This is a genomic window from Novosphingobium sp. FW305-C-30-35 (assembly GCF_058783135.1).
Genome location: NZ_JBYSYJ010000002.1, coordinates 512,994 through 532,332 on the forward strand (window position 1 = coordinate 512,994; position 19,339 = coordinate 532,332).

A 19,339-nucleotide genomic window follows, 5' to 3' on the forward strand; every position below is an offset into this window, starting at 1 on the left:
ATCCGGCAATTGCACTACACGCCCGGTCTGGCAGACTGGCGCGGGGGAGATTGCCATGCTGATCAAGACACCGCTGGCCCTGCCGTGCGGCATCGTCATTCCGAACCGCCTCGCCAAGGGCGCGATGACCGAGGGACTGGCCGATCCGTCGGGCAGACCGACGCCGGAACTTGACCGGCTCTATGGCGTGTGGGCAGATGGTGGCGCGGGCCTGCTGATAACCGGCAACGTGCAGATCGATGGTGACCATCTGGAGCGCCCCGGCAATGTCATCGTCGATCGCGCGCCCGATGCGGCGACGAAGGCGGCTCTGGCGCAGTGGGCAAAGGCCGGGACGCGCGCAGGCAACCAGTTGTGGATGCAGATCAGCCACGCAGGGCGGCAGACGCAGGCCACCGTCAACCCGCACCCCAAGGCGCCATCGGCGGTGAAGCTGGGGCTGCCGGGCGGGCAGTTCGGCGAGCCGGTGCCGCTTGAGGAAGCGGAGATCCTCGATCTGATCGGGCGGTTTGCCACTTGTGCGAAAGCGGCGCAGGACGCGGGCTTTGGCGGGGTGCAGATCCATGCCGCGCATGGCTACCTGCTTTCGCAATTCCTCAGCCCGCGCAGCAACCAGCGCACCGACCGATGGGGCGGATCGCTGGAGAACCGGGCGCGGTTCCTGATGGAGACCGTGCGAGCGGTGCGCGAAGCCGTGGGCCCGCAGTTCGGCATCTCGGTGAAGCTCAATTCGGCAGACTTCCAGCGAGGCGGGTTTGCCTTCGAGGAGAGCCTGACCGTCGCGCGCTGGCTGGAGGAGGCGGGCGTCGACCTGCTGGAGGTTTCTGGCGGATCGTATGAGCAACCGGCGATGATGGACATGGAAGGGCTGGACCCTTTCGAACGGCCGGATGTCCCGGCCTCGACGGCGGCACGCGAGGCCTATTTCGTGGACTTCGCCAAGGCGATGAAGGCGAGCCTGACGAGGATGCCGCTGATGGTGACCGGCGGCTTCCGCAGCCGCGCGGCGATGCAGCATGCGCTGGAGACGGGCGCGGCGGACCTGATCGGCATCGGGCGACCGCTGTGCGGGGCGCCGGATGCCTGCCGCAATCTGCTGGAGGACCGCGCCGACCTGCCCCGCTTCGAGGCCACGCTGCGTCTGCTGCCCCCGGCGCTGCGCTGGCTGGAGAAATTCGATACCGTCCGCACCATCGCGGGCTTCGGCGTTCAAATGTGGTACTATGCCCAGATCGATGCGATCGGGCGGACCGGCACGCCCGAGCCGCGCAAATCGGTGTTCGCCTCGCTATTGCAGGTGCAGAACCACGCGAAGGCGTGGATGAAGGCACGGCGCGCGCTCTAGGGTAAGCGGGTGTCGGACCCGGGGATCATAGAACGTCCCTCTGGCGCAGGAAGGCGCGGAGTTGGGCGGGTTTGACCGGCTTGTTGAGGATCGGCAGCGCCAGTGCGTTCAAGCGGGCTTTGGTCTCCTCGCTGCGGTCGGCAGTGATGACCATGGCGGGCAGATCGAAGTTGGCCCGGGCTCGCAGCGCGGCAATGGCCTGCTCTCCGGTCAGGCCGTCATCGAGCTGGTAATCGACGATGGCCATGGCAGGGCGGCGGGCAAGAGCGGCAGCGACGCAGGCCTCTGCCGGATCGCGCGCGGTGACCACCTCGAGGCCCCAGTTCTCGAGCAGCGCTTCCATGCCCGAGAGGATCGCGGGATCGTTGTCGATCACCAGGACAAGGCCGCCGCTGCCGGTCGACGGTCCCGAGGCCGGCTCGACCGGCGCGGGCGCGGCGACAGGTTCGACGCGGGGGAGCATGATCGAGAACGCGGAACCGAGGCCGGGGACGGAATCGAGGCCGATCGGGTGATCGAGCATGGTCGACACGCGGCGCACGATGGCAAGGCCGAGGCCCTTGCCGGGGATTTTCTGCGTCTTGCCGACGCGGCGGAACTCGCCGAAGATTTCCTCGCGGTCGGACGCGGCGATGCCGGGGCCGGTATCGCGCACGGTGACGCGGATCATGCCCTGTATCTCGTCGACTTCGACAGCGACGCGGCCAGCCTCGGTATAGCGGATCGCGTTCGATACGAAGTTCTGGAGGACGCGGCGCAAGAGGCGCGCGTCGGAGCGAACCCAGGCCGGCGTTTCGACCACGTCGAATTCGAGCTTGCCGGCGGCGGCGAGCGGGGCGAATTCCACGCGCAGGGCATGGAGGATCGCGCCGAGCGAATGATCGCCGATTTCGGGCTGGATGGCACCGGCATCGAGGCGGGAAATCTCGAACAGGGCTTCGAGCAGGTCTTCGACCGAATCCAGCGCGGTTGACGCCTGGCTGACGAGAGCGCGCGGACGCTCCGGCAACTTGAGGCCGTCCATTGCCGAGACGAACAGGCGCGCGGCGTTGAGCGGTTGGAGCAAGTCATGGCTGGCGGCGGCGAGGAAGCTGGTCTTGGAGCGGTTGGCGGTTTCGGCCTCGTTCTTTGCCTCGACCAGCTGGCGGTTGACTTCGACCAGTTCGGCGGTGCGCTCCTGCACCCGGCGCTCCAGCAGTTCGGCGGTCTCGGTCAACGAGCGTTGCAGGCTGACGTGGTCGGTCACGTCGTCAAAGGTAAAGACCATGCCGCCGTTACCGAGCGGGACCGAGCGGATCACGAAGTGCCGGCCATCCATCAGGCATTCGGCGGAAAGCTGGCGCGTATCGCCTTCCCGCCAGGCAAGGCTGTCGGCACATTCGAGGCCCAATCGCCAGCTGCACCACTGCACCAGCTGGGCATGGCTTTCGACATGGCGCAACAGGTCACTGCCGGAAAGGCCGAGCACGCGGACGAGGCCTTCGTTCCACGCCTGCATCCGGCGCTGGGCATCGAACAGGCAGACGCCTTCGGACAGAGTATCGAGCGTGGCCTGCAACGCGAGGTTGCGCTCTGCCAGTTCCAAGGCGCGCTGGCGGGCGTCCTCGGCCTTGACCGAGGTGATGTCGGTATAGATGCCGACGATGCCGCCATCGCTGGTGCGCAGTTCGTTGATCTGGATCCAGCGCCCGTCGCCCAGCGCCTGCACATGGGCCCCTTCGGCACGGCGGTGCCAGTCGACCCGGTCGCTGAGCCAGCGATCCGGACCGGTTGCGGCGCCGAGGGTCGAGCCGGTCAGCGCCACGCGGCTGGCCATTTCGGCGAACTCGGGGCTGTCACCGGAAATCGGTTCGACGGCAGGGAATATCTTGAGGAAGGCGCGATTGCACAGGATCAGGCGGTCATCGGCGTCGAAGAGGGCAAACCCGTCGCTGAGGGATTCGATCGCATCGCGCAGCAGGACGCGGGCGGCAGTGGCGTCCTCGTTAGCGGCGGCGAGTTCGGCCATGGCCGCCTCGAGCGCGCTCGTGCGGTCCCGGACCACGGATTCGAGCGCGATGGCAGTTTCGAACATCGAGAACGCGCCGCCCTCCATGTCACCTGAGCGTTCCACCCGGTCCATCAGCGCGGCGTTGATCTTTTCGAGCTGGCGCACGCGGGCGCGCAAGGCGGTGATCTCATCCTCGCCATTGACCATGGCGGGGGCAAGAATGCCGGTGAGATTCGAGCCGCTCATCGCCCGACGGCGAGACCGGTGAAGGTCTGGTTCATGTGCGCGGCGCGAAACTGCTCGCCATAGGTGTTGAAGCCGAAAACGCGGTTGGCGACGTACATGCGCGAGACAATGCCGGCCTGCTGGCGGTCTTCGGCATCGAGGCGGTTCAGCACGCAATCGAAGCCGACGACATGGTCGATCTCGCCCACCTTGCGACCGATTTCATCGAACAGGGCATCCATTTCGGCGATGCGATCTACCGGTTCGCCGATGGACAGGACGACGCCGGTATCGATCGCGCAGTAGAAGGTCAGCGAGCCATCGTCATTGGCCGTCTGGATCGACCGGACGTGGAACTGGCCGCCGGTGCGCACGATGGGAGGATAGGCGGCAAAGAACTGGGCGTTGAGTTCGGACGGCGGACTTCCGGCAAGGCGGCGGTATTCCTCGGCGGCGGGGGCGGCATTGATCTCGGTAACGACCCGAGATTCGGCATCGGCCTCGGTTATGACCATCTTGGCCGGGCCGGGACGATAGAAGCTCTTGCAGAAGACATGCAGAGGGCGGCGGCTGGTGAGAAGGACGATGACAGCGGCGTCCTTGTGGAAGGCTCCTTCGTGGAAAATGGCCGTGTCGCGGAACGACAGGCCGTCGCCGCTTGACCCGCCGATCAACTGGATATCGCCCAGCGCATGCTGCGCGGTCATCGTCAGCAGTTCTTCGCGGTGGGAAAGGCCATCGACGAAGAACAGCGCGACCTGATGCAGCCCCTCGCCATGTTCGCGCCGCGACTGGGCGACGAGCTGGCGGATGGCGCCCTGTGCAGCCTGCGGATCGAAATGATCGAGATCGTCAAAGCGCAGCGAGGCCATGGAAAAGGGGCCTTCGGGGAATCCGATCAGCACGACCGAATGGGTATCATACCCCTGATCGTTCAATTCACCTGCGCTGGTGCAGCCAAAGAGCCGCACTTCGGGCATGGCGCTGGCCAGTTCGGCCTGAAGGGCATCGCGGGGATAGGCGTTGGAGCAGAACAGCAGCGCCCCGGCCAGCTTGCGGTCTTCGATGCACTCGGCAAGCTCGGCCACTGCGGCGCGGGGATCGGCTGCGCGCGAAGTGCACGCTATCATGCGCGCCTCGTCCACTGCTGTCGCCGTTTCCATCACCGCATCCTCCATGGCCTGACCTCTTGCGGGTTCTCCTGCCTGCCGCGCAGCTTAGGGCGAAGCCGTGCCCTCGCCAAGTGCAACGCTGGCCCCTCGCGGCGGCTCGCCCGCGGCCTCGAGCGCAGCACTTTCATCATCGCTGAACACCCGGCTGCGCACGATGAAGCGCACGCCTTCGGGCGCTTCAAGGCTCATCCCCGAGCCGCGCCCCGAAACGACGTCGATGGTGACCTGGGTGTGCCGCCAGTATTCGAACTGCGCCGCCCCGATCCATACCGGCGTACCCTCGGCCACATGGCCGAGCAGCACGTCCTGCCCTCCGACCCGGAACTCGCCAGCCACGAAGCACATCGGGGCGGAGCCATCACAGCATCCGCCCGACTGATGGAACATCAACGGTCCGTGAGCAGCCGTCAGCCGGGCGATCCAGTCCCCGGCTTCAGGCGTATTGAGAACGCGGGGCGGCAGGTTGCTCATCCGACTTCGGAGATCATGACCGATGTGCCGCCTGTGGCGAAGTTCGGAATGTCGCCAGTTGCGGCCTGGGCTTCGGCCGAGCCCATGCCTGCGGCCATGGCGGCGGCATCGGCGAACCAGATCTGGGTCAGGCGGTAGTACGGCGGAGGGCTCCCATCGGGTCCGGGCAGGCCCTTGAGGAGGACGACCTTCTCGACCGAGGGAATTTTCCCGGCGATCGGCATGTGCGTGCCGAAGTAATAGGCTTCGAACGCTTCCGGATCGGCAGGCGCGTTGTACATCACGTTGACGACGACTTGGGCCATCGGTTCATCCTCTCTTGTTCGTCGCTTCACCTTCGCGCTCTTGCGGCCGAAGTGCAAAGGGCAGATCACAAATGGTGACGGCGCGGGCGGGACCTTCCTCCCTGCGCCGCGCCGTCTCCCTCCAGCAGTTACGCCGGTATCTCCATCTTCCGCCTCAGAAGAAGCCGAGCTTCTTGGGGCTGTAGCTGACCAGCAGGTTCTTGGTCTGCTGGTAGTGATCGAGCATCATCTTGTGGGTTTCGCGCCCGATGCCCGACTGCTTGTAGCCGCCGAATGCCGCGTGGGCCGGGTAGGCGTGGTAGCAGTTGGTCCACACGCGCCCTGCCTGGATGCCGCGGCCGAAGCGATAGGCGCGGGTTCCATCGCGGGTCCAGACGCCAGCACCGAGGCCGTAGAGGGTGTCGTTGGCGATCTCCAATGCTTCCTCGTCGGTCGAGAACCTGGTCACGGCGAGGACCGGACCGAAGATCTCTTCCTGGAACACGCGCATCTTGTTGTGGCCTTCGAGCACGGTCGGCTTGACGTAGTAGCCTTGCGCAAGATCGCCCTCGTGCATCGCGCGCTCGCCGCCGGTGAGGACCTTGGCACCTTCGTCCTTGCCGATCTGGATGTAGGAGAGGATCTTCTCCATCTGGTCGTTCGATGCCTGCGCGCCGATCATCGTCGATGCATCGAGCGGGCTGCCGAGCTTGATCGCCTCGACCCGGGCAATCGCCTTTTCCATGAAGCGGTCATAGATCGATTCATGCACCAGCGCGCGGCTCGGGCAGGTGCAGACTTCGCCCTGGTTGAGCGCGAACATGGTGAAGCCTTCGAGCGCCTTGTCGAGGAAGTCGTCGTCGTGGTCCATCACGTCAGCAAAGAAGATGTTCGGGCTCTTTCCGCCCAGTTCCAGCGTGCAGGGGATGAGGTTTTCCGACGCATACTGCATGATCAGGCGACCGGTGGTGGTCTCGCCGGTGAACGCGATCTTGCTGATGCGCTTGTTGGTGGCAAGCGGCTTGCCTGCTTCGATGCCGAAGCCGTTGACGATGTTGAGCGTGCCGGCGGGCAGGATGTCGGCAATCAGTTCGGCAAGCACGAGGATCGACATCGGGGTCTGTTCGGCAGGCTTGAGCACCACGCAGTTGCCTGCGGCCAGCGCCGGGGCAAGCTTCCATGCCGCCATCAGGATCGGGAAGTTCCAAGGGATGATCTGGCCGACCACGCCCAGCGGTTCGTGGAAGTGATAGGCGACGGTGTCATGGTCGATCTCGGCAATCGAACCTTCCTGCGCCCGCACGCAGGCGGCGAAATAGCGGAAGTGGTCGATGGCGAGCGGAATGTCGGCGGCGGTCGTCTCGCGGATCGGCTTGCCGTTGTCGATGGTCTCGGCCATCGCCAGCAAATCGAGGTTCGCTTCCATCTTGTCGGCGACCTTGAGCAGGATGTTCGACCGTTCGGTGGTCGACATCTTGCCCCAGGCATCCTTGGCAGCGTGGGCGGCATCGAGCGCCAGCTCGATGTCCTCGGCCGTGCCACGCGCGACCTGGCACACGACCTGGCCCGTCACCGGCGAGACATTGTCGAAGTACGCACCCTTCACCGGGGCAACCCACTTGCCGCCGATGAAGTTGTCGAACTTGTCGCGAATGAGTGAAACGCCAGTGAACTGGCTAAGGGCCTGCTGCAACATCCTCGGTCCTCCGAAATCCTGTTATCGAGATCTGGCAGCAGTGTGCGCCCAAGCCGGGACGAGGCCAATTGTACCTTGGAAGGATGCTGCGCGCATCGCGAGGGTCCTGCCCCTTGGCCAAGCCGAAACCTGCACCAAAGGACATGAGGAGTTTCAACAATCGGGCATGGAGGCCGGCGTTCATGCTCGAGAGGTAAGACGGTTCGCGAGATTGTTCGCAGTTCATCGCCGTGCGTACCAATGGAAGCGGCGAGGAAAGAAAGGAACCGCTGCATGTTGGACTGGTTCGAAACGCAGGCGCCGATCCGCGAAAAATGCGCTTGATGATGCTGGCGCTGCTCGGCGCTTCGGCATTGAACCTTTTCGACGTTCCCGCCATTCTGCTGTTCCCCGAGCACATCCTCATGCTCGTTTCAGGCGCCGCAGTCATCTCGCTGGTCCTGACCTTCATGATCATGCGCACCGTGACGGAGCGGATTTGCAGGCCTTATGTGGACACGGTCGTACGCATGGAAGCGCTAGCCGGCGGCGATACCGAGAGTCCGATCCGCTATACGAACCATGCCGATTGCGTGGGGCGCATGACCAAGGCGATGGAGAAGTTTCGCCTCAGCATCCGCGCCTCGACCGATCTGGAAACGCAGCGCCGGATCATCGACCGAATGAACAGTTCGCTGGAACGACTGGCCGCCAACGACCTCACGGCAGAAGTCACCGAGGCGTTCCCTGGTGAGTACGAGGAGATGCGCCGCAACTTCAATGCGGGGCTTGCCAGTATCTCGGACGCGCTCGCCAGCATTCGCGGCCTCGCCGGAACGGTGCTGACCGGATCGGAGGAGATTGACGCAGCTTCAGCCGATCTTGCCCGCCGCAACGAACGGCAGGCCGCAAACCTGCAGCGTGCGGCGACGGCGATGAACCAGGTTACGAGCGCGCTTGGCCAGACCGCCGAGCGCGCAGATACCGCCCACCGCTCCGTGGCCAGCGTAGCCGCCAAGGCCGCAGAAGGCCACGAGGTTGCCGCCTCGGCAATGGATTCCATGCACGAGATCGAGAAATCGTCTCAGGAAATCGGCCGGATTGTCGGGCTGATCGACGGCATCGCCTTCCAGACCAACTTGCTGGCGCTCAACGCTGGCGTGGAAGCGGCGCGCGCAGGGGAGGCCGGCAAGGGTTTTGCCGTTGTCGCCACCGAGGTGCGCGCCCTTGCCCAGCGCTGCGCCGAAGCTGCGCGGGATATCAAGGGGCTGGTCGATAGCAGTACCAGCACGGTTGCCAGGGGCGTCACGACCGTCGAGCGGACGCGCTCGGTGCTCGGCGAATTGAACGGACTGATCGACGAGATCAGCAGCTTCATCACCGAAGTCGCCTCGCATACCGCAGAGCAAGTGCGCAACCTTGCCGGCGTGAATGCCGACGTGGCCGAGATGGACCAGATGACGCAGCAGAACGCCGCCATGGTCGAGCAATCGGCAGCGGCGGCGCGCAGTCTGTCGGAACAGGCCAATGCCTTGTCCGCAGGCGTCGGCGCGTTCCTGATCAAGGATCAGCCGAGCGCCAGGCCAAGGGTTACCGGACCGGTCGTGGTACGTTCGCCCGGTGCTGCCCTTCAGTCTCCTGTAAAGTCAGCTGCTCCGATGCAAACCAGCGGCAGCCTCGCGCTTGCCGAAGACTGGTCGGAGTTCTGAGGCAAGACGGCCCTGAAACCTTCAGGTTCGGGCCATCTTCCTTCAGGCAGCAGCAAACCGGTCGAGCGCGGCAAGCCCGTCGTCGGGCCAGCGCGACAGGGCAAGCAGGCGCTTGTGACCGTGGCCGATGAACAGTTCGTCGGTCACGCCCATGCCGCCGTGGAACTGGATCATCTCGTGCCCAAGTTCGACCGAAGCCGGGGCGACGAAGGCGCGCAGGCCGTCAACGGCGGTGGCGAACCTGTCCGATCCCTGGCTGACAATGGCAAGATCGAGCAGTGCCCTACCCTGCTCGATCGCGGCATATTGCGCGGCCATGCGGTGCTGGATCGCCTGGAACGAGCCCAGGGGCGTGCCGAACTGCTGACGCGTGCGCAGGTAATCGAGCGTGGCTTCGAACAGCTGCTGCATTATGCCCAGCGCCTCGGCAGATCGGGCGAGCGAGGCAAGCACGCCGACTTCGGCAACATCGGCCAGCGAGCCGCCGAGCCGCTGGGCCGGCACCGCAGCGAGATCGAGCGAGACTGCCAGCGATCCGTCCACCATCCGCCACGGTTTGATCGAAAGACCGGGCGCATCGGCGGCGACGAGATAGAGCGCCACGCCTTCCTGATCGGCAGGTGCGCCATGTTCGCGCGCGGTGACGATATAGCCATCAACCCCGGCGCCGGCGGGCACGCACGATTTCGCTCCGGTCAGAGCGCCCGCATCATCGACGCGCGTTTCGATGAAGGTCCGTCCTGCACGGGCACGCTGTTCTGCATGGGCCAGCGCAAGGCGGCGGGTGCCCATGGCAAGGCCGTCCATCCATTGTGCAGCAAGATCGGCCGGGGCGACGCGTTCGAACAGCCGCGCTGCGACCATCACGTTTTCTATCAGGGGTTCGACGACGAGGCCCTTGCCCAGCGCCTGAAACACCGTGGCGATCGGAGTGGCATCTAGCGCCATCCCGCCACTTTCGAATGACAGGGGTGCCGCAACGAGGCCGAGTTCGGCCAGCAGGGACCACATCTGCGGCGAGAAGCCATTCGCCCCGCCGAGATAGACACGGCGGCGATCGAGGTCGTAGTTGTCATCGACGAAGCGCTCGGCAAGGGCCTTGAGCATTTCCTCGTCTTCATTCAGGTCGAAATTCACGTCCCTCTCCTCAAGGAGACGACCTGTAACAAGTTCGCACGGCTCGCCATGCTGCGCAAATGACTAGGCGTTTGAGCCAATACCGTCGTTGTTTCCAAAGCACTTGGCCGGTATGACCCATGTCCATAAGTACAGGAGAGGTCAGTGCAGCTTTCGGTGGAGTCGATCGACTCGGTCAGGATCAGCAATCCGCAGGACGTGCGCCGCGCGGCAGAAGCCCTGCACCAGATCGCAACGGCCGCCGGCATGCGTGCCGCCCCTGCGCACGATATTGCTGACAAGCGCACGCCGGTCGATGCCGATGGCAACATCCTGGCACGCGACGTATTCGGCTGGAACGACGAGAAGGTGTGGTGGCGCAATTCGCGCATCGCGCTCGATTCGCCGCTGACGTCTGCGTGCCGGTTCGAGAGCGAGCCATTCTGGGTGAACGCCAACGGTTTTCACACCCGCCAGCCTAACCACTACCTGACCGCCATCGACCTCACCAACTTCGAGGCTCGCGCGATGACCCGCGCTGCCATCGTCGTGCCCGTGCACCTGCCGTTCGGGCAGATCGGTGCAGTCAGCTTCAATCCGCTCGATCCTGCGCAGACCGAACTGGATGACGTGTTCCTTGAGAACGGCGACGCCTTCGGCATCTATGCACGCACCTTCATCGCCAGCTATGTCCATGCGATGGGATCGGCGCAGGCCCTGCCCTCGGGCTCGCGCCTGTCAAAGCGTGAGGTGGAGTGCCTGCGCTGGGCGGCCATCGGCAAGACCGACCTGGAAATCAGCATGATCATGGGCCGCAGCCGGGCCACGGTGCGTTTCCACATCCACAACGCCTCGATGAAGCTCAATGCGGTGAACCGCAGCCAGACAGTCTTCAAGGCGGCGCAGCTGGGCTATATCTCGCTGGCGACTTGAGGGTGGTCACCGAGGCATGTGCGTGAACAGCCGTTCGAGGTCTCAGCCTTCCGTCTCGTTCATCGTCCCTCACTCATCCCACGGCGGAATTTCGCCAGCGCCAACCTGGCTGGAGATGCCGAGCAGGAACCCGCCGTAGACTTCGGTCGCATTGGGATACTTCGCGGCCATGATCGCGGCGAGTTCCTTTGAGGTCTTCGACCGGCTGCGCGCATCGGCGAAGGCCTTGATGTAGGCGCGGGTCCAGCCGATGCTCATGCTGTCATCAGGCAGGCCGGGCTTGGTGTGTCCGGCGACGACCTTGACCGGATTGAGCGCCTCGAGCTGGTCAAGCGTCTTCAGCCAGGCATCGTACTGCGCAGGCCCATGTTCGCCGAGCCAGACGTAGACGCCATTGTAGAGAATGTCCCCTGCGATCAGGGTGCGGGTCTCGGCGTCCCAGACCACGGTCGAATGGACGTGATCGCCCTGCATCGGGCCCAGAACCTGAAGCTTGTGGCCTTCGAGATCGAAGCTGTCTCCGGCCATCGCAACGGGCTGCACCGGGCGCTTGGGCGCATTCGTGCCGAGCTGTCCGCTCCAGCGCTTGAACTTGATCGGGATCGAGCGCGCCATATCCTTGGCGGCAACCGGATTGGCGATGATCTTCGCGTCCGGGAATGCATCCTGCAGCACGTCCAGTCCGAAGAAGTGATCGGGGTGATCATGCGTGATGATGATCGCCTTGAGGCTCTTGCCGCTGTCGAGCACTTCAGCGGCAACGCGCATGGCGTCGGACCGGGCAAAGGGTACGTCGACAAGGACGGCGTCCTTCTCACCGGTGATCAGGGTGACGTTGGCCACCATGCTGACCGGGCTGGTCGGGATCACCTTGTATTCGAGCGGCCCCTTTGCAGGTGTCTGGGCATGGGCTGCGCTGATTGAAAGCGCCGATGCCGCGAGAAGCGAGAGAACCTTTCGCATTTCCGTCTCCTCAGTGTGCGGTTTGGCCGCCGTCGATGGTGAAAGTGGCGCCGTTGATGAAGCTGGCTCCGTCCGAGCACAGGTGCAGCACCGTGGGAGCGATTTCCTCGGGGCGCGCGGCGCGGCCTGAAATGTTCTGGGCGAAGAACATCTGGGTGAATTCGTTGCTGTCGGCCCAGTGCTGGGTCATCGGGGTGACGACGAAGCCGGGCGCGATGGCGTTCACGCGGATGCCTTGCTGGGCATATTCCACGGCCGCCGCCTTGGTCAGGCCGGAGACGGCGTGCTTCATTGCGCAGTAGGCGCTCATATTGGGATCCGCGATCAGCGCGCCGACGCTGGCGGTGTTGACGATTGCCCCGCCGCCGACCTTCAGGAAGTGGCGGATTTCGGCCTGCATGGCGAAGAACACACCCTTGAAGTCGACGTCGATGGCAAGATCGAGTTCGTCCTCCGGAATTTCGTGGATCGGACGCTGTGGTGGCAGGACGCCGGCGTTATTGAACGCGGCATCCATCCGGCCGAAGCGGTCGAGGCATTGCGCCACCAGTTCGTCCAGCTCCGGGGCCTTGCGCACGTCGGTCTTGCGGAAGGCCGCCCGGCCCCCTTCTCCGAGAATCATCGCGACGGTTTCATCGGCGCGGTCGTCGATGTCGCCGATCATTACCGAGGCGCCTTCGCGAGCGAATGCGATGGCTGTGGCCCGGCCGATGCCGGTGGCGGCGCCCGTCACGAGGACGGCCTTTCCTTCGAAGCGCATCATCTTACACGATTCCTGATTTGCCGGGGGCGAGAATGCCGTTGGGATCGAGCGCGTGCTTGATCTTGGCGTTGAATTCGCGGTTCACGGCCCCATACTGCTGGGCGACAAGCTCCATCGAGTTCACGCCGGTGCGGTAGCTCGCCCAGCCTTGCGCGCCGAAGCGGGTGACGAGTTCGCGGTAGCAGGCGTCGGCCTTCTTCTCCTGCTCGGCATCGGACTTGTCGAACAGCAGCGCGATGATGTGGTGCAAGTCGCGCCAGCCGATGGCGTAGGCGGCGGTGTAGTCGAAGCCGTGGCGTTCGACGATTTCCTTGGCCAGCGCGGTCTGGCGCTCGGCCTCAACGCCGCGCGCGGCGGCGACAGGCGCGAACCACGCAAGGCCCCCGCCGGCTCCGCGCCAGCGCAACAGGCCGATCTCGTCAAGGTTGAGGCCGCCTTCCATCAGCGTGGCGTGGTGATGGAACCACGGGTTATCGCCCATTTCGGCCGCGGTAAGCACTTCACCGCCGCTGGCCTCAAGGCTGGCGCGGATGATCGGCTCGACGCCCGCCACGGTCTGTTCGGTGCCGTAGAGTGCGAAGTAGGTGTTCCACATGCCCAGGCCATTGGCCTTGGCCGCCTTCTTGAGAGAAACCTCGTCGAGGGCCGCGCCATCGGGCACGATCTCGTTGCGGCGCTTGAACATGGCGAGCTGGTAGGACGCGCTCATCATCAGGTTGCAGTTGGCGACGAGATTGGAGACGCGAAGCGGGCGCATCGCCTCGATGATGCGCGGCACGTCGGCCATTTCGCCATGACGCACCATGAACGGCTTGTAGACTGGCGGCTTGGGCATGAGCCACAGGCCCATCTTGGTGACGACGCCGAAGTTCGACTGGGTGAACAGGCCGTCGAGATAGGGTCCGTAGCCCCACTTGAACGCCTGCCACGCGGTGCTGCCCTTGATCGAGCCCATGCCGGTGCGCATGACTTGCCCATCGGCAAGCACCACTTCCATTCCGCACTGGAACATGAAGTGTTCGCCATAGGGCGTATAGCCCACCCCGCGATCGAGCGTGTTGCCTACCGGCGAGGCAATCGGGCCGACAGTCGGCACGTCGATCCACAGCGGAATGTTGTTCTCTACCAGGTAATCCTTGAGCTGCTGGTAGGTGACGCCGGGTTCGAGCAGGCAGGTCCCGAGATCGGCGTCGACTTCAAGGATGCGGTTCATCCGCTTGAGATCGAGCACGACCTGGCCGGGCGTCGCAGGCGCGGTCATCCCGTAGCCCATGTTCTTGCCGGTGGAGACCGGCCAGAGCGGCTGGCGGTACTTGTTGGCGATGCGGACGATTTCCTGAATCTGCTCAACGCTTTCGGGGCAGACCGCTCCGATGGGCACGTGGCGGTTCGCCGGGTCTGGCACGTAAACCTTGGCGTAGGGAGCGACTGCTTCCTCATCGCCGAACACCCATTCCGCACCAACAACAGCGCGGAAGGCCTTCATCGCCCCGGCAAAGTCTGCCTTGGACATGTGAGGGGCGAGCGGCGCGGGGTTCCTTGCGCTGGCGCCGGTGCCAAGGCCAAGGCTGGCTGCACCGATGATGCCTGCGCCAAGCAGGCCGCGACGGTCGAGGTTCAGATCGCTCATTGTCCGTGCTCCCCCTTGCGAGCATCGCTTTTCTCGATCCAGGCGGCGAGAGCTTCCAGCTCCTCAGGCTTCACCTCGGTCGGGCGGAAGGCGGGCATGCCGTTCTGGCCATGGCGGACGATGTACTTGACGCTCTCCGCCGGGATTGCCCGGCCAAGGATGATCGGGCCGACGTTGCGGCCATGACAGTAGCCGCAGGTCTTGGCGTAGACCGTCTCCGGCGCGCGGATCGGTTGCGTCTCGCCCAGTTTCTGGCTGGCAATGGCGGGCGCGGCCAGCGCGAGCAGCGTTGCCCCTGCAATGGCAAGGGCTGTGGTCTTATCGGGCATGTATCCCCTCCGGTGCGGCGTGATCTCCGCTTGCCGAAAGAGTTATCGCGCCTGTGGGCGCCTCGCTATCGGCGCTGTTCCGGAGCGTTCCACCAAGCGAAACGTGCGTGCGAGATCAGCCAAGTGATGCGAGTGCCAGGGTCAGGATGCCAAGGCCGCCCGCCATCCACGCCCGCAAACGCAACCAGCCCGGCGGCAGAGTGACGTCGCCGGAAAGCTTGCGGTCTACCAGCGGACTGGCCAGCAGCAGCAGGCCCAGCGCAACCAGCGAAGGGCCCGGCCAGTGCCAGCCCTCACTCCACGGCAGCAGCGCAGCCCACGCAGCAAGGCTGGGCAGCACTGACACGACATAGAGCCCGGACTTCCGCACCCCGCCAAGCAGCCCGGCCATCCACCACAGCCCGCCGAGGAACGACAGGATCAGCGCAGCGTAGAAGCAGCCTGCCGCCTTGGCGGTCCACTGATACGGACCCTTGTCCAGGACTGCCCAGATGCACAGCGCCTGTGGCAGCCAGCCCGCCAGTCCCAAGACGGTGACGGCAGGAGGCAGGGTGGTTCGGGTCACGCGGGCAGACTCCTTCATCGTTCGTCCGCTCTGCCCCTGCGCCTATCCTCTCGCAACACGGCCCTGTTGCCACGTCGAGGATTACTGCCAGCGGGTTTAGGCCATGGGCATGGACAGGTTCCCCCTCACCCGCGCCGCTGCTCTCGAACGACTCGAACGTTTCGTTCCGCGCGCCGGCAGCGCCTATGCGGCGCGGCGCAATCTCGTCGACCCGCAGGGCAACCACGCCAATGTCTCCCGCCTTTCCGCCGCGCTGCGCCGCCGTCTGATCGGCGAAGACGAAGTTGTGCGAAGCGTTCTGGCGGCGCATCGGCCGGACAAGTGCGAAAAGTTCATCGCCGAGGTGTTCTGGCGGACCTACTGGAAGGGCTGGCTGGAGCAGCGCCCCGGGGTGTGGAGCGCATACCTCGCCGATGTCAGCGCGTTTCATCCCGGCACCATGATTGCCGAGGCGATGGCAAGCCGCACCGGCATCGATGCCTTCGACCATTGGGCACGTGAGCTTGCGGCGACTGGCTACCTGCACAACTGGGCGCGGATGCAGGTTGCATCGATCTGGATCTTCACGCTCGGCCTGCCCTGGCAACTGGGTGCGCAGTGGTTCTTCGAGAAACTGGTCGATGCAGACCCTGCTTCCAATACGCTGAGCTGGCGATGGGTGGCGGGCTTGCACACGCCGGGCAAGACCTATCTTGCCGATGCCGACCGGATCGCGGCGATGACCGGGGGCAGGTTCAGGCCCGAAGGCCTTGCCCGAGTGGCGCGCACTCCCGAGGCGGCTTCACCCTTGCCGCGAACGCCGCTCCGCACGGCAATTGCCCTGGACCCTGCCCTGCCCACGCTGGTCCTGTTGACGCCTGAAGACTGCTCGCTGGAAACTGTCCTGCCAGATCTTGACGTGCGCGCCGTGGTTGTTGCCGACGATCTTGCGGCCAACGAGTGGGACCGGATGGCACTCGACGACGCAGCCCTTCGTGCTGCTGCTCACTGGCAATGTCCTGTCGGGGTCGCAAATCCCGTGGCCTTCGCCGCGCTTCACGGCTGCAGGCAGGTGGTTACCGGCTTTGCCCCCGTCGGTCCGGTCGCTGCCGCGCTTGACACCCTGCGATCACGACTTGCCGCAAACGGCATGGTCCTTGCCGAACACCAGCGCACGTGGGACCGCCTGTGCTGGCCCCACTGCGGCAAGGGCTTCTTCAACCTCAAGAGCGAAATTCCGCGCCTGCTGGACCAACTTCGACCAATGCGCTCGCCCCTGTCCGTTTGTTTGCCCTAGCGTTTTGCTGACCCTAGCGTTTTGCCCACCCTAGCGTTTTGCAGAGTCGGCAAATGCTGCTTCGACGGGTCTAGTGCAGGAAACCGGAATCAGGCCTCCGGACTTGCACGGACGGGAGTGGAATGCACGTTATCGCCCAAGGGCTCATTACCGAGGACAACCCGCCGCACCTGATCGGCGGGCGCGAGCGTGATACGGGCCGCGTGGTGTTTCCCTGTCCCACTGGTGACCGGTACGATCGAGTCGCGCTGTCACGCACCGGCACGCTGTGGTCCTACACCATCCAGCGCTATCGCCCGAAATCGCCACCCTACAAGGGCCCCGAGGCCTTTCGCCCATGGGCCGTCGCCTACGTCGAGCTGCCGGGCGAAGTGATCGTGGAATCGCGCCTGACCGACATCGCCTTCGAAGACATCCGCCTCGGCATGCCGCTGGAACTGACCATGATACCGCTCGATCCGGATGCCGCCGATCCGGTGATGATCCCCGCCTTCCGGCCTGCAGGAGATGCGGCATGAGCGGCGATGTCTGCATTGTTGGCGTCGGCATTCACCCGTTCGGTCGCACCGATGGGCTGTCCGGCCTCGAACAGGGCGTATATGCCGTGCGCGAGGCGCTGGCCGATGCCGGGATCGACTGGCCGCAGATCCAGTTTGCCTATGGCAGCTCGGACGCGGCCGGCAATCCCGATACGATGGTCGAGCGCCTGGGCCTGACCGGCGTGCAGTTCATCAACGTGCGCAATGGCTGTGCGGCTGGCGGGTCGGCGCTGTTCTCTGCCCAGATGGCGATCAAGAGCGGCGAGTTCGACATCGGTCTTGCCGTCGGCTTCGACAAGCACCCGCGCGGCGCGTTCAATGCCCTGCCTTCGGAATACAACCTGCCGGAATGGTATGGCGATGCCGGCTACATGATCACCACGCAGTTCTTTGCGGCCAAGATCATGCGCTACATGCACGAACACGGCATCAGCCAGACCAGCCTGGCGCGCGTGGCCAACAAGGCCTTTCGCAATGCGGTGCATGCGCCCCATGCCTGGCGGCGCGAACCGGTGGACATAGAGACCATTCTCGAGGCGCCGCTCGTTTCGGACCCTTATACCAAATACATGTTCTGCTCTCCGGCTGAGGGCGGCGTCGCGCTGATCCTGGCCAGCGAGAAGAAGGCGCGCGAGCTGGGCAAGCCGCTGGTCCGGCTCAAGGCTGCGACGATGCGCACCCGCCCGCCGAAGAGCTTCGAGGTTTTTGCGCCGTCGATCGACATCGGCGGTGGCAAGGCCACGGCCACGCAGATCGCCAGCGCCGATGCCTTCCGCATGGCCGGTATCGGGCCCGAAGACATTGCCCTTGCCCAGCTGCAGGACACCGAATGCGGCGCGGAGATCATGCACATGGCCGAGAACGGCTTCTGCAAGGACGGCGATCAGGAAGCATGGCTGGCGCAAGGTCGCACCGAGATTGGCGGCAGCCTTCCGGTCAACACCGATGGCGGCTGCCTCGCCTGTGGTGAGCCGATCGGCGCATCGGGCCTGCGCCAGGTCTACGAGAACGTCGTCCAGCTGCGCGGTGATGGCGGCGGCAGGCAGGTTCCCGGCAATCCCAAGACCGCATACAGTCATGTCTATGGCGCCCCGGGCGTCTCTGCCGTTACCATTCTCGAGCGTTGACAGTTATGGATATCGATCTTTCTCCCGAAGAACTGGCCTTCCGTGACGAAGTGCGCGCCTTTCTGGCCGAGAAGCTGCCTGAAGAAGTGAAGCATGGCGCCGCGATGTCGCCCACCGTGTTCGTCGAACCGGACATCGGCCAGCGCTGGAACGCGGTGCTGAACGAACAGGGCTGGCTCGCCTATCAGTGGCCCAAGGACGTGGGCGGTACGGGCTGGACGCCCACGCAGCGCTACATCTTCGAAAAGGAGTGTGCACTTGCCGGCGCACCGAACCTGACGGTGCTGGGTCTCAAGCTCGTCGCCCCGGTGATTTATACTTTCGGAACGCCCGAACAGAAAGCGAAGTACCTGCCCAAGATCCTGTCGGGCGAGGATTACTGGTGTCAGGGCTTTTCCGAACCCGGCTCAGGCTCTGACCTTGCCAGCCTGCAGTGCCGTGCCGTGCTTTCCGATGACGGTACGCATTACAAGCTCAATGGATCGAAGATCTGGACCACGCACGCCCACTGGGCCAACAAGATGTTCGCGCTGGTCCGCACCGATGCCAGCGTGAAGAAGCAGGCAGGTATCTCGTTCCTGCTCGTCGACATGAACCAGCCCGGCGTCTCGGTCCGGCCGCTGCTGACGCTGGCCGGTGACCACGAAGTCAACCAGGTGTTCCTTGAAGACGCCATCGTGCCAGTCGAGGACCGCGTCGGCGAGGAAGGTGATGGCTGGAAGCTCGCCAAGTTCCTGCTCGAGAACGAGCGCGGTGGTTCGTGCCATTCGCCCAAGCTGGAATACGACCTTGCCCAGATCGAACAGGCTGCGCAGGACGAGCCCGATGGCCGTGGCGGCAGACTGGCTGACGACACTGACTGGAAGCGCCGCGTGGCCAAGGTGCGACTGGGCATCCAGAGCCTCGAGATGATCGAGCTGAAGATTCTCTCGAAGATCGCCAAGGGTCGCCCGCCCGGACCGCAAACCTCGCTGTGCAAGCTGCTGGCCTCCAACCTCCGTCAGGACGTCGATCTGCTGGCAGTGGATCTTTATGGCCCGGCCGGCCTCCAGCTCGATCTGGCGCGGCCGCTTTATGGCGACAATGCCCCGGCACCGATCCACGCAGAGGGCGCGCAGGTCGCGTCTGCGCGTTATCTCAACAGCCGGGCATGGACAATTTTCGGCGGAACCAACGAAGTGCAGGCAAGCATCATCGCGCGCACTGTGCTCGGACTGTAAAGGAAGA

At 64.6% G+C, this 19,339-nt stretch carries 18 protein-coding genes; 7 read left to right on the forward strand and 11 right to left on the reverse strand.

All coding sequences use genetic code 11. From position 1 onward, the window contains the following. The first annotated feature begins 55 nt into the window (after positions 1 to 55). A complete protein-coding gene (locus AC3WLM_RS18990; RefSeq protein ID WP_492478446.1) occupies positions 56 to 1,345 on the forward strand; it encodes an NADH:flavin oxidoreductase/NADH oxidase family protein in 1,290 nt (429 codons plus the stop codon). A 25-nt stretch (positions 1,346 to 1,370) separates the two neighbouring features. Here AC3WLM_RS18990 and AC3WLM_RS18995 read toward each other — a convergent pair whose 3' ends face one another. The 5 genes from AC3WLM_RS18995 to adh form a co-directional block, all read right to left on the reverse strand. Further along, positions 1,371 to 3,581, reverse strand: a complete 2,211-nt coding sequence (locus AC3WLM_RS18995) for a hybrid sensor histidine kinase/response regulator (RefSeq protein ID WP_052242515.1) — start codon at positions 3,579 to 3,581, stop codon at positions 1,371 to 1,373. Continuing rightward, positions 3,578 to 4,723 carry an FIST N-terminal domain-containing protein gene (locus AC3WLM_RS19000; protein WP_492478447.1) on the reverse strand — a complete coding sequence of 382 codons (1,146 nt, stop codon included), beginning with the start codon at positions 4,721 to 4,723 and terminating at the stop codon, positions 3,578 to 3,580. Before AC3WLM_RS19000 ends, AC3WLM_RS18995 begins: the two co-directional genes overlap by 4 nt. A 54-nt stretch (positions 4,724 to 4,777) precedes the next feature. Then, complete coding sequence (locus AC3WLM_RS19005) at positions 4,778 to 5,203, reverse strand: DUF779 domain-containing protein (RefSeq protein ID WP_492478448.1); 426 nt, start codon at positions 5,201 to 5,203, stop codon at positions 4,778 to 4,780. Next, positions 5,200 to 5,508, reverse strand: coding sequence for an EthD family reductase (locus tag AC3WLM_RS19010; protein WP_492478449.1), 309 nt, complete (start codon positions 5,506 to 5,508; stop codon positions 5,200 to 5,202). The genes AC3WLM_RS19005 and AC3WLM_RS19010 overlap by 4 nt, the downstream gene beginning before the upstream one ends. 154 nt (positions 5,509 to 5,662) lie before the next feature. Beyond that, positions 5,663 to 7,183 carry an aldehyde dehydrogenase gene (adh, locus tag AC3WLM_RS19015; protein ID WP_492478450.1) on the reverse strand — a complete coding sequence of 507 codons (1,521 nt, stop codon included), beginning with the start codon at positions 7,181 to 7,183 and terminating at the stop codon, positions 5,663 to 5,665. 314 nt (positions 7,184 to 7,497) lie between these two features. Between adh and AC3WLM_RS19020 the strand changes: the two genes are divergently transcribed. Further along, positions 7,498 to 8,871: a methyl-accepting chemotaxis protein gene (locus AC3WLM_RS19020; RefSeq protein ID WP_492478451.1), complete on the forward strand. Its 1,374-nt coding sequence runs from the start codon at positions 7,498 to 7,500 to the stop codon at positions 8,869 to 8,871. Positions 8,872 to 8,913: 42 nt separating this feature from the next. Here the strand turns inward: AC3WLM_RS19020 and AC3WLM_RS19025 are convergent, their stop codons facing one another. Next, on the reverse strand, positions 8,914 to 10,008 hold the full coding sequence (locus tag AC3WLM_RS19025; RefSeq protein ID WP_492478452.1) for an acyl-CoA dehydrogenase family protein: 1,095 nt from the start codon (positions 10,006 to 10,008) through the stop codon (positions 8,914 to 8,916). A 144-nt stretch (positions 10,009 to 10,152) separates the two neighbouring features. Between AC3WLM_RS19025 and AC3WLM_RS19030 the strand changes: the two genes are divergently transcribed. Beyond that, positions 10,153 to 10,920 (forward strand): helix-turn-helix transcriptional regulator, encoded by a 768-nt coding sequence (locus tag AC3WLM_RS19030; protein WP_039335645.1) that lies wholly within the window; start codon positions 10,153 to 10,155, stop codon positions 10,918 to 10,920. A gap of 69 nt (positions 10,921 to 10,989) precedes the next feature. Here the strand turns inward: AC3WLM_RS19030 and AC3WLM_RS19035 are convergent, their stop codons facing one another. The 5 genes from AC3WLM_RS19035 to AC3WLM_RS19055 form a co-directional block, all read right to left on the reverse strand. Further along, positions 10,990 to 11,883 (reverse strand): MBL fold metallo-hydrolase, encoded by an 894-nt coding sequence (locus AC3WLM_RS19035; RefSeq protein ID WP_492478453.1) that lies wholly within the window; start codon positions 11,881 to 11,883, stop codon positions 10,990 to 10,992. A gap of 10 nt (positions 11,884 to 11,893) precedes the next feature. Next, a complete protein-coding gene (locus tag AC3WLM_RS19040) occupies positions 11,894 to 12,646 on the reverse strand; it encodes an SDR family NAD(P)-dependent oxidoreductase (protein WP_039335649.1) in 753 nt (250 codons plus the stop codon). A 1-nt stretch (position 12,647) separates the two neighbouring features. Further along, positions 12,648 to 14,276: an FAD-binding oxidoreductase gene (locus AC3WLM_RS19045; RefSeq protein ID WP_492478454.1), complete on the reverse strand. Its 1,629-nt coding sequence runs from the start codon at positions 14,274 to 14,276 to the stop codon at positions 12,648 to 12,650. Then, complete coding sequence (locus tag AC3WLM_RS19050) at positions 14,273 to 14,605, reverse strand: c-type cytochrome (RefSeq protein ID WP_052242517.1); 333 nt, start codon at positions 14,603 to 14,605, stop codon at positions 14,273 to 14,275. Before AC3WLM_RS19050 ends, AC3WLM_RS19045 begins: the two co-directional genes overlap by 4 nt. A 115-nt stretch (positions 14,606 to 14,720) precedes the next feature. Continuing rightward, positions 14,721 to 15,170, reverse strand: coding sequence for a DUF3429 domain-containing protein (locus AC3WLM_RS19055; RefSeq protein ID WP_492478455.1), 450 nt, complete (start codon positions 15,168 to 15,170; stop codon positions 14,721 to 14,723). A gap of 109 nt (positions 15,171 to 15,279) precedes the next feature. Between AC3WLM_RS19055 and AC3WLM_RS19060 the strand changes: the two genes are divergently transcribed. The 4 genes from AC3WLM_RS19060 to AC3WLM_RS19075 all read left to right on the forward strand — a co-directional run bounded on the left by AC3WLM_RS19060 (position 15,280) and on the right by AC3WLM_RS19075 (position 19,332). Continuing rightward, entirely contained in the window at positions 15,280 to 16,446 is a 1,167-nt protein-coding gene (locus AC3WLM_RS19060; protein WP_492478456.1) for an FAD-binding domain-containing protein, read from the forward strand. Between the two features lie 122 nt (positions 16,447 to 16,568). Continuing rightward, positions 16,569 to 16,964 (forward strand): Zn-ribbon domain-containing OB-fold protein, encoded by a 396-nt coding sequence (locus tag AC3WLM_RS19065; protein WP_492478457.1) that lies wholly within the window; start codon positions 16,569 to 16,571, stop codon positions 16,962 to 16,964. After that, complete coding sequence (locus AC3WLM_RS19070) at positions 16,961 to 18,112, forward strand: thiolase family protein (RefSeq protein WP_492478458.1); 1,152 nt, start codon at positions 16,961 to 16,963, stop codon at positions 18,110 to 18,112. The genes AC3WLM_RS19065 and AC3WLM_RS19070 overlap by 4 nt, the downstream gene beginning before the upstream one ends. Positions 18,113 to 18,117: 5 nt before the next feature. Next, positions 18,118 to 19,332 carry an acyl-CoA dehydrogenase family protein gene (locus AC3WLM_RS19075; protein WP_492478459.1) on the forward strand — a complete coding sequence of 405 codons (1,215 nt, stop codon included), beginning with the start codon at positions 18,118 to 18,120 and terminating at the stop codon, positions 19,330 to 19,332. Positions 19,333 to 19,339: the final 7 nt, after the last annotated feature.

What these genes read in the sequence shown, in the direction of transcription:
- AC3WLM_RS18990 (WP_492478446.1), top strand. Translation starts at nt 56, where the DNA reads ATGCTGATCAAGACACCGCTGGCCCTGCCGTGCGGCATCGTCATTCCG.
- AC3WLM_RS18995 (WP_052242515.1), bottom strand. Translation starts at nt 3,581, where the DNA reads ATGAGCGGCTCGAATCTCACCGGCATTCTTGCCCCCGCCATGGTCAAT.
- AC3WLM_RS19000 (WP_492478447.1), bottom strand. Translation starts at nt 4,723, where the DNA reads ATGGAAACGGCGACAGCAGTGGACGAGGCGCGCATGATAGCGTGCACT.
- AC3WLM_RS19005 (WP_492478448.1), bottom strand. Translation starts at nt 5,203, where the DNA reads ATGAGCAACCTGCCGCCCCGCGTTCTCAATACGCCTGAAGCCGGGGAC.
- AC3WLM_RS19010 (WP_492478449.1), bottom strand. Translation starts at nt 5,508, where the DNA reads ATGGCCCAAGTCGTCGTCAACGTGATGTACAACGCGCCTGCCGATCCG.
- adh (WP_492478450.1), bottom strand. Translation starts at nt 7,183, where the DNA reads ATGTTGCAGCAGGCCCTTAGCCAGTTCACTGGCGTTTCACTCATTCGC.
- AC3WLM_RS19020 (WP_492478451.1), top strand. Translation starts at nt 7,498, where the DNA reads ATGCGCTTGATGATGCTGGCGCTGCTCGGCGCTTCGGCATTGAACCTT.
- AC3WLM_RS19035 (WP_492478453.1), bottom strand. Translation starts at nt 11,883, where the DNA reads ATGCGAAAGGTTCTCTCGCTTCTCGCGGCATCGGCGCTTTCAATCAGC.
- AC3WLM_RS19040 (WP_039335649.1), bottom strand. Translation starts at nt 12,646, where the DNA reads ATGATGCGCTTCGAAGGAAAGGCCGTCCTCGTGACGGGCGCCGCCACC.
- AC3WLM_RS19045 (WP_492478454.1), bottom strand. Translation starts at nt 14,276, where the DNA reads ATGAGCGATCTGAACCTCGACCGTCGCGGCCTGCTTGGCGCAGGCATC.
- AC3WLM_RS19050 (WP_052242517.1), bottom strand. Translation starts at nt 14,605, where the DNA reads ATGCCCGATAAGACCACAGCCCTTGCCATTGCAGGGGCAACGCTGCTC.
- AC3WLM_RS19060 (WP_492478456.1), top strand. Translation starts at nt 15,280, where the DNA reads ATGGACAGGTTCCCCCTCACCCGCGCCGCTGCTCTCGAACGACTCGAA.
- AC3WLM_RS19065 (WP_492478457.1), top strand. Translation starts at nt 16,569, where the DNA reads ATGCACGTTATCGCCCAAGGGCTCATTACCGAGGACAACCCGCCGCAC.
- AC3WLM_RS19070 (WP_492478458.1), top strand. Translation starts at nt 16,961, where the DNA reads ATGAGCGGCGATGTCTGCATTGTTGGCGTCGGCATTCACCCGTTCGGT.
- AC3WLM_RS19075 (WP_492478459.1), top strand. Translation starts at nt 18,118, where the DNA reads ATGGATATCGATCTTTCTCCCGAAGAACTGGCCTTCCGTGACGAAGTG.